Here is an 11399-nt window from a genome sequence, read left to right as displayed (position 1 = left end):
AGCTTTTAACGGCCGATCAAGCGCCGGGTTCGGATGATCCTTGTGGATCGCCTCGATCCCTGCCAGCACTTCATCGGAAAGCTTCAGATCAAAACTGGCAATGTTGCTGTCCAGTTGCTCCAGCGTCGTCGCACCAATGATGTTGCTGGTGACGAACGGTTGCTGAGTGACGAACGCCAGCGCCATCTGCGCCGGATCCAGACCGTGTTCACGGGCCAGGGCCACGTAACGGCTGCAGGCCGCTTCCGATTGTGCGTTGAAATACCGGCTGAAGCGGCTGTAGAGGCTCAGGCGACCTTTCGGTGGGCGAGCGCCACCTTCGTACTTGCCGGACAGGAAACCGAACGCCAGCGGCGAATAGGCGAGCAGGCCGCACTGTTCGCGGATGGCGATTTCCGCCAGGCCGATTTCAAAGCTGCGGTTGAGCAGGTTATACGGGTTCTGGATCGACACCGCGCGCGGCCAGCCACGGGCTTCGGCCAGGGCAAGGAAGCGCATGGTGCCCCACGGCGTCTCGTTAGACAGGCCGATGTGGCGGATCTTGCCGGCCTTCACTTGCTCGTCGAGGGCTTCGAGGGTGTCCTCGAGCGGCGTCAGGTTGGCTTCGATCTTGTGTTTGTAGCCCAGTTGTCCGAAAAAGTTGGTGCTGCGCTCCGGCCAGTGCAGTTGATACAGATCGATGTAATCGGTCTGCAGGCGCTTGAGGCTGGCATCCACCGCTTCGGTGATGTGCTGGCGGTTGTGGCGCAGGTTTTTGTCGCGGATGTAGTCGATGGTATTGCCCGGGCCGGCGATCTTGCTGGCGAGGATCCAGTCGGCACGATCACCACGGCTTTTGAAATAATTGCCGATGTAGCGCTCGGTGGTGGCGTAGGTTTCGGCTTTCGGCGGCACCGGGTACATCTCGGCGGTGTCGATGAAATTGATCCCGGCTTCTTTGGCCCGCTCGATCTGGGCGAAGGCTTCAGCTTCAGTGTTTTGCTCGCCCCAGGTCATGGTGCCGAGGCAGATTGCACTCACGTTCAGGTCGGTACGGCCTAGCTGGCGATAGTCCATCGGGTGCTCCTTGGGCAAAACAATCATAAAAGCAGGTTGAAAATTTTTTCGCAATCTGCATAATTGCCGACCTCTTTCTGCAGTGGAAGTGATGCGCCGCCGCCGAAGAATCTTGCCGTTGAACGGACGCGCCGACCCGAGCCCCCGAAAGCGTCTGTATCCGGCTGCCTTTGACTTGTCAAAGTACGCACTATTCAGTAAGATCCGCCGTCTTATTTACAGGCGGCCCCTGAGGCTATAAAGAATGAAAACTTTTACTGCTAAACCGGAAACAGTAAAGCGCGACTGGTTTGTCGTCGACGCTGCTGGTCAGACCCTGGGTCGTCTGGCCACCGAAATCGCGAGCCGTCTGCGTGGCAAGCACAAGCCTGAGTACACTCCTCACGTTGACACCGGCGACTACATCGTCGTCATCAACGCCGAGCAGATCCGTGTAACCGGCGCTAAAACCACTGACAAAATGTACTACTCCCACTCCGGTTTCCCGGGCGGCATCAAGTCGATCAACTTTGAAAAGCTGATCGCCAAGGCCCCTGAGCGCGTGATCGAGACCGCGGTTAAAGGCATGCTGCCTAAGAACCCGCTGGGTCGTGACATGTACCGTAAGCTGAAAGTCTATGCGGGCGCTGCACACCCTCATACTGCTCAGCAGCCCCAAGAACTGAAGATTTAACGGAATAGTTCATTATGTCGGCGACTCAAAATTACGGCACTGGCCGTCGCAAGACCGCAACCGCACGCGTTTTCCTGCGTCCGGGTACTGGTAACATCTCCATCAACAACCGCTCCCTGGACTCGTTCTTCGGCCGCGAAACTGCCCGCATGGTAGTTCGTCAGCCGCTGGAACTGACCGAGACTGTCGAGAAATTCGACATCTACGTCACTGTCATCGGCGGTGGTGTAAGTGGTCAGGCTGGCGCAATCCGCCACGGCATCACTCGCGCTCTGATGGACTACGACGAAACCCTGCGTAGCGCTCTGCGCAAAGCTGGCTTCGTTACTCGCGACGCCCGTGAAGTTGAACGTAAGAAAGTTGGTCTGCGTAAAGCGCGTAAGCGTCCGCAGTACTCGAAGCGTTAATTCGTTTCCACGTTCAAAAAAAGAACGCCCGATTCCTCACGGAACCGGGCGTTTTTTTATGCCTGCGATTTATTAAAGAATTGCGCTGTGACAACTTGCCACATTCGTAGACCCCCTATACTACAAGGCTTGAGGGTGGGAGCTCCCGGTAATTCCCTTGTCAGAATTGGGGCTTTTCATTACCATCTCGGCAAAATTTTTATAAGTAACATTGATTTATTTAGTAGATGCCTGATTTAACAGGCCACAAAGCTGATGGGAGAGGACTGAATGAGCAATGACGGCGTGAATGCAGGCCGGCGTCGCTTCTTGGTAGCAGCCACATCCGTGGTGGGTGCTGCAGGAGCGGTGGGGGCTGCGGTCCCGTTCGTGGGGTCATGGTTTCCCAGTGCCAAGGCGAAAGCCGCCGGTGCACCGGTGAAAGTGAATGTCAGCAAGATCGAGCCAGGACAGCAGATGATTGCCGAATGGCGCGGCCAGCCGGTGTTCATTGTCCGCCGTACTGCGGAAATCCTGGGGAATCTCAAGAAGATCGAGGGCCAGCTCTCCGATCCGACTTCCAAAAACTCCACGCAACCTACTTATGTCGATCCTGAAGTGCGCTCGATCAAGCCGGAAATCCTGCTGCTGATCGGGATCTGCACTCACCTGGGTTGCTCACCCACCTTCCGTCCCGAAGTGGCGCCTGCGGACTTGGGTAAAGACTGGGTCGGCGGCTATTTCTGCCCTTGCCACGGTTCCCACTACGATCTGGCTGGCCGCGTCTACAAGTCGCAACCTGCGCCTTTGAACCTGCCAGTTCCCCCGCATTCCTATGAGACCGATGACCTGATTGTCATTGGCGTCGATACGGAGAAAGCGTGATGAGCAAGTTCATGGATTGGGTGGATGCGCGCTTCCCCGCTACCAAAATGTGGGAAGACCATCTCAGCAAGTATTACGCGCCAAAAAACTTCAACTTCTTCTATTTCTTCGGCTCGCTGGCACTGCTGGTGCTGGTCAACCAGATCGTCACCGGTGTCTGGCTGACGATGAGCTACACGCCGTCGGCAGAAGAGGCGTTCGCTTCCGTCGAATACATCATGCGCGACGTCGAGTACGGCTCGATCCTGCGTCTGCTGCACTCCACCGGCGCTTCGGCGTTCTTCATCGTGGTTTATCTGCACATGTTCCGGGGCCTGCTCTACGGTTCGTACCAGAAACCGCGTGAGCTCGTCTGGGTGTTCGGCATGCTGATATACCTGGCGCTAATGGCTGAGGCCTTCATGGGGTATCTGCTGCCTTGGGGGCAGATGTCCTACTGGGGTGCCCAGGTGATCATCTCGCTGTTCGGTGCGATTCCCGTCATCGGCAACGACCTGACCCAGTGGATTCGGGGTGACTACCTGATCTCCGGAATCACGCTGAACCGCTTCTTCGCCTTGCACGTCGTGGCGTTGCCGATCGTGATTCTCGGTCTGGTGGTGCTGCACATTCTGGCGCTGCACGAAGTCGGTTCGAACAACCCGGACGGCGTCGACATCAAGAAGCACAAAGACGAAAACGGTATCCCGCTGGACGGCATTGCCTTCCACCCGTACTACACCGTGAAAGACATCGTCGGCGTGGTGGTGTTCCTGTTCATCTTCTGCTTTATCGTGTTCTTCTTCCCGGAAATGGGCGGCTACTTCCTCGAAAAACCGAACTTCGAGCAAGCCAACCCGTTCAAGACGCCTGAGCACATTGCACCGGTCTGGTACTTCACGCCGTTCTACGCGATCTTGCGTGCGATCCCGGACAAGCTCATGGGCGTGATCGCCATGGGCGCCTCGATTGCGATGCTGTTCGTGCTGCCGTGGCTGGACCGCAGTCCGGTCAAATCGATGCGCTACAAGGGCTGGATGAGCAAAATCTGGCTGCTGGTGTTCTGCATTTCCTTCGTGATCCTCGGCATTCTGGGCGTACTGGCCCCGACGCCGGAGCGCACGCTGGTGTCGCAGATCTGCACCTTCCTGTACTTCGCCTACTTCATTCTGATGCCGTTCTACACCAGGCTCGAGAAGACCAAACCGGTTCCGGAAAGGGTGACTGGCTGATGAAAAAGTTATTTTTTTGCTCTGATTTTTGCTGCGCTGCCTGTGCTGTCTTTTGCCGCCGAACACGGTGGTCCGGAGCTGGAAAAAGTCGACATCGACGTGTCCGATAAAGCTGCCCTGCAGGACGGTGCGCGCACCTTTGCCAACTATTGCATGGGTTGCCACAGTGCCAAGTTCCAGCGTTACGAACGGGTGGCCGATGACCTCGGCATTCCCCACGACATGATGCTCGAGAAGCTGGTGTTCACCGGCGCCAAGATCGGCGATCACATGAACATCGGCATGCAGCCGGCAGACGCCAAGACCTGGTTCGGTGCGGCACCGCCGGACCTGACCCTGGTGGCTCGGGTGCGTGGCACCGACTGGCTCTATGGTTATCTGCGCTCGTTCTACGAAGATCCGGCGCGCCCATGGGGCGTGAACAACAAGGTCTTCCCGAACGTCGGCATGCCTAACGTGCTGGTCGGCCTGCAAGGTCGTCAGGTGGTGGGCTGCAAGCAAGTGCAGATCGTCGAGGACGGCAAGAAGCAATACGATCCGCTGACCGGTACGCCGCTGACGCATGAAGCATGCGATCAGCTGACCATCGTGCCGAAAACCGGTGCTCTGAACGAAGAGCAGTTCGATGAGAAGGTCAAGAATCTGGTAACCTTCCTGGCTTACTCGGCTAACCCGGTTAAGCTGCAACATCAGCGCATCGGTACTTACGTCTTGCTGTACCTGGCGTTCTTCTTTGTGTTCGCCTACCTGCTCAAGCGTGAATACTGGAAAGACGTGCACTGATACGCTTCAAGCATTGCTGTTAATCGCGCGCGCCCAAGGGTGCCTCCGATAACGCAATGTCTGGTTCGCCAGGCATTGCGGGAGGCGCCCTCTGGGCGCGCGCGTTTTTCCGGTTCCAATCATTTCAACAAGCGAGGAGGATCGCCATGGGCGTGACCAATCGGTTGGCCTGTTACTCCGACCCCGCCGACCACTATTCCCACCGAGTGCGCATCGTGCTTGCAGAGAAGGGTGTCAGCGCCGAAATCATTTACGTGGAAGCTGGCCGCCAGCCGCCTAAACTGATTGAGGTGAACCCTTACGGCAGTCTCCCGACACTGGTCGATCGCGACCTGGCGTTGTGGGAGTCGACCGTGGTGATGGAGTATCTGGATGAGCGTTACCCGCATCCGCCACTGATGCCGGTTTACCCGGTGGCGCGTGCCAACAGCCGTCTGCTGATTCACCGTATTCAGCGCGACTGGTGTGGTCTGGTGGATCTGATTCTTGATCCCAAGTCCAAGGAGGCCGCGCGTGTCGTGGCACGCAAGGAATTGCGTGAAAGCCTGACGGGCGTGTCGCCGTTGTTTGCCGACAAGCCGTTTTTCCTCAGTGAGGAACAAAGTCTGGTGGATTGCTGCCTATTGCCAATACTCTGGCGTTTGCCGATTCTGGGTATTGAACTGCCGCGGCCGGCCAAGCCGCTGCTTGATTATATGGAGCGCCAGTTTGCGCGTGAGGCTTTCCAGGCGAGTCTGTCTGGCGTCGAACGCGATATGCGCTAAGGCTTAAGGAGCCGCTATGAACTCCAGTCGACCTTATCTGGTCCGCGCGCTCTACGAGTGGATTGTGGATAACGATTGCACCCCGCACATGCTGGTCAATTCCGAATACCCGGCCGTGCAGGTGCCGCAAGGTTTCGCCAGCGACGGGCAGATTGTCCTGAACATTTCGCCCAGTGCCGTGCGGCACTTGCACATGGACAACGACGTGGTGACCTTTGAGGGTCGCTTCGGTGGCGTTCCGCATAGTCTCTATGTGCCGATCAGTGCAATTCTGGGTATTTATGCCCGGGAAAACGGTCAGGGCATGGTGTTCGATCTCGAGTCGCCGATGGATGACGAAGACGATATCGAGCCCGATGACGACTTGCCGCCACCGGGCAGCGAACCGCCGCGCCCAAGTGGCCGGCCAAGTTTGAAAGTGGTGAAGTAATAAAAAAGGCGACCCGAGAGGGTCGCCTTTTTTATTACGTAGGAGCTGCCGCAGGCTCGGGCCGCGTTCGGACGATCTTTTGATCTTGTTTTTTCAAGACCAATATCAAGATCTAAAGATCGCAGCCTGCGGCAGCTCCTACATGGGTATCGGTCAGTCGATGTATTCGAACAGCTTCACGATCTTCTGCACGCCGGCAACGCCTTGCACCAGATTGGTCGCCTGTTGTGCTTCCTGTTTGGTCAGCAGGCCCAGCAGGTAAACGATACCGTTCTCGGTCACGACTTTGATGCGCGAGCCGGGAATGCTGGCGTCGGTCAGCATCTGGGTCTTGATCTTGGTGGTCAGCCAGGCGTCGTTCTGGCGAGCGAGGAAGCTTGAAGGTGCAATCACTTGCAGTTCGTTGTGCACCTTCTTCACGCGCTGGACGTTGGCGGCGGCCTGTTCGGCCTTGGCCTTGAGATCTTCGCGCGGCGTCTGGCCGGCAAGCAGGACCACGCCGTTGAAGCTGGTGACGACGATATGTGAATCCTTGTCCAGGCCTGGGTCGGCCTTGGCCACGTTGACGCCGACTTTGGTTTCGATCAGCGAGTCGTCGATTTTACTGCCGAAGGTCCGGGTGCCGCGGTCGTCTTCAATCGGCGCTTCACGGCTGGCATTCACCACCGAGGTGCAGCCGCTGATGCCGAGGCACAGGGTCAAGGCCAGAAGGCCAAGGCGATTAGGGGTCATTCTTCACTCCCGAACAGTTGGCTGTCGATCAGATCGCAGAGGCAATGGATCGCCAGCAGATGGACTTCCTGAATACGTGCAGTGACATGGGCCGGTACGCGAATCTCGACATCTTCAGGCAGCAGCAGTGAAGCCATGCCGCCGCCATCGCGGCCAGTCAAAGCTACGACAACCATTTCGCGATCATGTGCGGCCTGGATTGCTTGAATGATGTTTGCCGAGTTGCCGCTGGTCGAGATCGCCAGCAATACGTCGCCGGGTTGACCCAGTGCGCGGATCTGCTTGGAGAACACTTCGTTGTAGCTGTAGTCGTTGGCAATCGAGGTGATGGTCGAGCTGTCGGTGGTCAGGGCGATGGCCGGCAGGCTCGGGCGTTCGCGCTCGAAGCGGTTGAGCAGTTCGGAAGAGAAGTGCTGGGCGTCGCCGGCAGAGCCGCCGTTGCCACACGAAAGCATTTTGCCTTCGTTGAGCAGGGCGTTGACCATGATCTGGCTGGCTTGCTCGATGTGCGGTGCAAGTACGTCCATCGCCTGTTGCTTGGTGTCGATACTGGCCTGGAAAAGCTGGCGAATTCGGGATTGCATGTCCATCTGTGTGACCTTAAGTAGCGCGGCTGTTCGGCACGTGAATGTGCAGCCCGCAAAGCAAAGAGCAAAAATTGTCGGTGAAAGTGTCCGGGGTGGTGTGCAGAGAATCAACCATCGAACGCATTCTGCAACCAGTTCAACTGATCCGGGTGCCTGTCGATGGCCACCACGTCGAAGCGGCAAGGGGAATCGGCCCAGCGCGACTCGCGCTGAAGAAAATACTGTGCGGCGAAAATCAGTTTCTGCCGTTTGCGCTCATCGATGCTAGCGAGCGCGCCACCCCATTGAGTGTTTTTTCTGTAGCGGACTTCGACGAATACTACTGTATCGCCATCAAGCATGACCAGATCAAGCTCGCCCCGTTTGCATGACCAGTTCTGCGCCAGCAGGCGCAGACCCTGGTGTTGCAGATGCTCGAGCGCCTGGCGCTCGGCATCTTTACCGCTTTGCAGGTGCGAGCCGTCAGGCATCAGCGCGGGGTGTCCGGCAGGCGTTGAACTTGACCGTTGACGAACTGCGCCCATGGCAACTGACGCACCACGCGTTGGGTCTGGGTCATGCCCAGGCTGCCCGACTGACCTTCGATGCGGCTGTCCGGCAACGCCTTCAATTGACCCAGGCGCGGCGCCAGACGGTAGGCGTCGACGCCCATGGCGTAAAGGCGGCCAAGGCTGCCGGCCGCTTGCGGCCATTGCGCGGTGACTTGCTGACGCAGCGGGTCATTGGCTTCCAGCAACCATGGGGTTTCGCAGAAGCGCACGCCGTTCATGTCGTTGTACTGGTTCACATCGCCACTGGCGCTGTACACGTGGGAAGTTGCGTACACCGGCACGTCACCCGCGTACTGGAAGTTCAGGGTCGGCTTGATCTGTTGCGCTTGCTGCGGGGTGGCTGCCAGGAAGATGAACTCGATGTCCTGACGACGCGACGGCTGCGCGGCGACGTTGGTGCCAACAGCGTTCTGCAGGCTCTTGGCGCGGGCTTCGCTTTGGCGCAGCTGGAACATGTCGGCGATCTGCTGGGCCAGCTGCACTGGTTGATCAACGCGTTCGGTGGCAACGATGCTGCCGCCATTGGCCTGCCAGTCCTGGCTGAAGGCGCGCAGTACGCGGTCGCCCCATTCGCCTTTCGGCACCATGATCGCCGCGCGATGCAGGCCGTCGGCGCGGGCGCGACGTGAAACTTCGCGAGCTTCGTCTTCAGCTGCCAGACCGAACTGGAACAGTTGCGCCGGACCTTGATCGCCTTCGCTGTAGTTCAATGCGAGGGTGGTGATTGGCAGTTGCGGACGGGTGCTCAATTGTTTGACCAACGGTTTTTCCAGCGGGCCGACCACCAGTTGCACGCCATCGGCCTGGGCCTTGCGGTAGAACTCGTCCATCGAGGTCAGTTTGGAACTGTCGTAAAACTCGATGGCGGGCGGCTTCTGACCGGCCTGTTGTGCTTGATAGTGCGCCGCCATGAAACCTTCACGCAGCGCTTTACCGACCGAGGCCAGTGGGCCGTCTTGCGGCAGCAGCAGGGCAATCTTGCTCAGGGGCTGGCTGGCCAGTTCCTTGAGTTTGGTCAGTGGCAGCGGCAGGTTGATTGCGGCTGGGTGCTTTGGATTCTGTGCGCGCCAGGCATCGATCGCCGCTTGCTGCTGTTCCAGGGTGCCGGCAGTTTTCACGGCCAGGGCCAGGCCCATCCAGCCGCCGAGATCGTCGGCGGTGTTGGGTTGCAGTTGATCGGTCGGCAGCGAAGCGATCAGGGTCCAGATGGCTTCGTGGTTCTTGCTCGCGGCTTCGCCTTTGAGCATTGGAGCGATGAAGATGCGCTCGCGAGCGGCTGCCAGGGTCTGGCCGTCGGCTTCCAGTGCACGGGCGTGCACGGTGCCGGTGCGCACTTGCTGATCTTCCGGCATTTCGCTCAGGTGCTGCAGGCTCGGATGGCTCAGAGCGGTCAGCGCAGCTTTCGGCTGATTGCGGGTCATCGCCAGTTCAGCGGAAAGGGTGCTGGCGAAGATCTGCTGGCCTGGCTTCAACTGCTCCATCGGCACTTGTTGCAGGATCTGCGCGGACTGGCCGGCATTGCCCTGGCGATAAGCGAGGTCTGCCGCGCTCAGGCGCAACAACGCGGCTTTTTCCGGCGTTTTGGCTGGGTAGCCTGTTCGAGCAGTTGCTCGATGCTGGCATCCGGAGTCCGTGGAAGTTCGCCAAGGCTGGAGGAAGGGGAGCTGGCGCAGGCCGCCAGTAAGGCAGCGAGGCAGAGGGCAGTGAACAGCCGCAGGCAAGCGATCATGTAAGTGTTCCTGATACTCGATCAAATTAGCGTGGAATTGTACCCAAGCGCTGGCCGGGGCGCGATGTTACTGGCGTGAAACCGTCAATTTAGCTGAAGCAAATGTTGCGGCATCGCACAAAGGCGCGCAAAACCGGCGTCGGCCGGAACGCATCGCAAGCCTCATGACGCGTTACAATGCCGGCTTTTACCGATCATGAGGTGTGCGCTTTGACTGCTCCAGGTCCTTTGAATTCCGCTGCTGGCTCGCTTTATGTGGTGGCGACGCCCATCGGCAACCTGGACGACATCAGCGCCCGGGCTCTAAAAATCCTCCGCGAAGTGGCACTGATCGCCGCCGAAGACACACGGCACTCGGCGCGCTTGATGCAGCACTTTGGCATTGGCACGCCGCTGGCCGCGTGCCATGAACATAACGAACGTGATGAAGGTAGCCGCTTTATTACCCGTTTGCTGGCAGGCGATAACGTCGCGCTGATTTCCGATGCCGGGACGCCGCTGATTTCCGATCCGGGTTATCACCTCGTGCGTCAGGCGCGGGCGGCGGGGATCAATGTGGTGCCGGTGCCGGGTGCCTGTGCGTTGATCGCAGCACTGTCGGCGGCGGGGCTGCCCTCCGACCGGTTCATTTTTGAAGGCTTCCTGCCGGCCAAGTCGGCAGGGCGCAAGGCGCGCCTGGAAGCCGTAAAGGAAGAGCCGCGCACGCTGATTTTCTACGAGGCCCCGCATCGCATTCTCGAGTGCCTGCAGGACATGGAAGCGGTGCTCGGTGGCGAGCGTCAGGCGTTGCTGGCCCGGGAAATCACCAAAACCTTCGAGACGCTCAAAGGCTTGCCGCTGGCTGAGTTGCGGGCGTTTGTCGAGTCCGACAGCAATCAGCAGCGCGGCGAGTGCGTGGTGCTGATCGCGGGCTGGTCTGCACCGCAGTCCGAGGACGCGGTCAGCAGCGAGGCGATGCGCGTCCTCAACCTGCTGCTCGAAGAGATGCCGCTCAAGCGCGCCGCCGCCCTGGCCGCGCAAATCACCGGTGAGCGCAAAAACGTGCTGTATCAGGTCGCACTGGAACAGCAGAAGGGCGAGTAACCCCGTCGCGCAGACGGGTTTCACGGCTATTAGCGCTTGTTCTTCGAGCGCTCTGCCGTTAACCTGCGCGGCGGAGAGTCGATCGGACAGTCGCTGCCCTCTATGAAAATTAGGGGGGGGAGGAAAGTCCGGGCTCCATAGGGCGAAGTGCCAGGTAATGCCTGGGAGGCGTGAGCCTACGGAAAGTGCCACAGAAAATAACCGCCTAAGCGCTTCGGCGCCGGTAAGGGTGAAAAGGTGCGGTAAGAGCGCACCGCACGTCTGGCAACAGTTCGTGGCTAGGTAAACCCCACTTGGAGCAAGACCAAATAGGGTCCCAAGGCGTGGCCCGCGCTGGGACCGGGTAGGTTGCTAAAGATGTCCAGTGATGGCCATCGTAGACGAATGACTGTTCAAGACAGAACCCGGCTTACAGATCGACTCTCCACCTTTTTCTTTCCCTGCTTGAATCAATGGCATCAGGGCTGGTTATTATCGGCAGGCCTGCGCTAAAGTCCGGCAGCGGCAAATGCAGTAATAGCCATTTCCC

Annotated in this window: 12 protein-coding genes, 1 other RNA gene and 1 pseudogene; 9 read left to right on the top strand and 5 right to left on the bottom strand. The window is 58.7% G+C overall.

Annotated features, from left to right (window positions below; all coding sequences use genetic code 11):
- Positions 1–1056: NADP(H)-dependent aldo-keto reductase (locus tag HT737_RS10075; RefSeq protein WP_182402421.1), on the bottom strand; the 1056-nt coding region annotated here is incomplete at its 3' end.
- A gap of 244 nt (positions 1057–1300) precedes the next feature.
- Here HT737_RS10075 and rplM point away from each other — a divergent pair.
- The 7 genes from rplM to HT737_RS10040 all read left to right on the top strand — a co-directional run bounded on the left by rplM (position 1301) and on the right by HT737_RS10040 (position 6188).
- A complete protein-coding gene (gene rplM, locus HT737_RS10070; RefSeq protein ID WP_003228062.1) occupies positions 1301–1729 on the top strand; it encodes a 50S ribosomal protein L13 in 429 nt (142 codons plus the stop codon).
- A gap of 14 nt (positions 1730–1743) precedes the next feature.
- On the top strand, positions 1744–2136 hold the full coding sequence (gene rpsI / locus HT737_RS10065; RefSeq protein ID WP_007961615.1) for a 30S ribosomal protein S9: 393 nt from the start codon (positions 1744–1746) through the stop codon (positions 2134–2136).
- 270 nt (positions 2137–2406) lie between these two features.
- The gene (gene petA / locus HT737_RS10060; RefSeq protein WP_003228055.1) at positions 2407–3000 is read left to right on the top strand and encodes a ubiquinol-cytochrome c reductase iron-sulfur subunit; all 594 of its coding nucleotides are present in this window, start codon (positions 2407–2409) and stop codon (positions 2998–3000) included.
- Positions 3000–4211: a cytochrome bc complex cytochrome b subunit gene (locus HT737_RS10055; protein ID WP_095668348.1), complete on the top strand. Its 1212-nt coding sequence runs from the start codon at positions 3000–3002 to the stop codon at positions 4209–4211. The genes petA and HT737_RS10055 overlap by 1 nt, the downstream gene beginning before the upstream one ends.
- 21 nt (positions 4212–4232) lie before the next feature.
- Positions 4233–4994 carry a cytochrome c1 gene (locus HT737_RS10050; protein ID WP_182402423.1) on the top strand — a complete coding sequence of 254 codons (762 nt, stop codon included), beginning with the start codon at positions 4233–4235 and terminating at the stop codon, positions 4992–4994.
- 146 nt (positions 4995–5140) lie between these two features.
- Positions 5141–5758 (top strand): glutathione S-transferase N-terminal domain-containing protein, encoded by a 618-nt coding sequence (locus tag HT737_RS10045; RefSeq protein ID WP_007961620.1) that lies wholly within the window; start codon positions 5141–5143, stop codon positions 5756–5758.
- 16 nt (positions 5759–5774) lie between these two features.
- Positions 5775–6188, top strand: a complete 414-nt coding sequence (locus HT737_RS10040) for a ClpXP protease specificity-enhancing factor (protein ID WP_027612189.1) — start codon at positions 5775–5777, stop codon at positions 6186–6188.
- 153 nt (positions 6189–6341) lie between these two features.
- Here HT737_RS10040 and HT737_RS10035 read toward each other — a convergent pair whose 3' ends face one another.
- The 4 genes and pseudogenes from HT737_RS10035 to HT737_RS10020 form a co-directional block, all read right to left on the bottom strand.
- Positions 6342–6920: a BON domain-containing protein gene (locus HT737_RS10035; protein ID WP_041073173.1), complete on the bottom strand. Its 579-nt coding sequence runs from the start codon at positions 6918–6920 to the stop codon at positions 6342–6344.
- Positions 6917–7510 carry a phosphoheptose isomerase gene (locus tag HT737_RS10030; protein WP_025109297.1) on the bottom strand — a complete coding sequence of 198 codons (594 nt, stop codon included), beginning with the start codon at positions 7508–7510 and terminating at the stop codon, positions 6917–6919. The genes HT737_RS10035 and HT737_RS10030 overlap by 4 nt, the downstream gene beginning before the upstream one ends.
- A gap of 104 nt (positions 7511–7614) precedes the next feature.
- Entirely contained in the window at positions 7615–7977 is a 363-nt protein-coding gene (locus HT737_RS10025; protein WP_007961623.1) for a YraN family protein, read from the bottom strand.
- Positions 7977–9787 (bottom strand): annotated as a pseudogene (locus HT737_RS10020) (penicillin-binding protein activator). Before HT737_RS10020 ends, HT737_RS10025 begins: the two are co-directional and overlap by 1 nt.
- 177 nt (positions 9788–9964) lie before the next feature.
- Between HT737_RS10020 and rsmI the strand changes: the two are divergent.
- Both rsmI and rnpB read left to right on the top strand, forming a co-directional pair.
- On the top strand, positions 9965–10870 hold the full coding sequence (gene rsmI / locus HT737_RS10015) for a 16S rRNA (cytidine(1402)-2'-O)-methyltransferase (RefSeq protein ID WP_182402419.1): 906 nt from the start codon (positions 9965–9967) through the stop codon (positions 10868–10870).
- Positions 10871–10944: 74 nt separating this feature from the next.
- An RNA gene (gene rnpB, locus HT737_RS10010) (RNase P RNA component class A) lies at positions 10945–11298 on the top strand.
- The last annotated feature ends 101 nt before the right edge of the window (positions 11299–11399 follow it).

Source organism: Pseudomonas sp. MD195_PC81_125 (assembly GCF_014060985.1).
GTDB lineage: Bacteria > Pseudomonadota > Gammaproteobacteria > Pseudomonadales > Pseudomonadaceae > Aquipseudomonas > Aquipseudomonas parakoreensis.
Note: the sequence above shows the minus strand (reverse complement) of the source record. Positions and strands in the feature narration are given on the sequence as shown.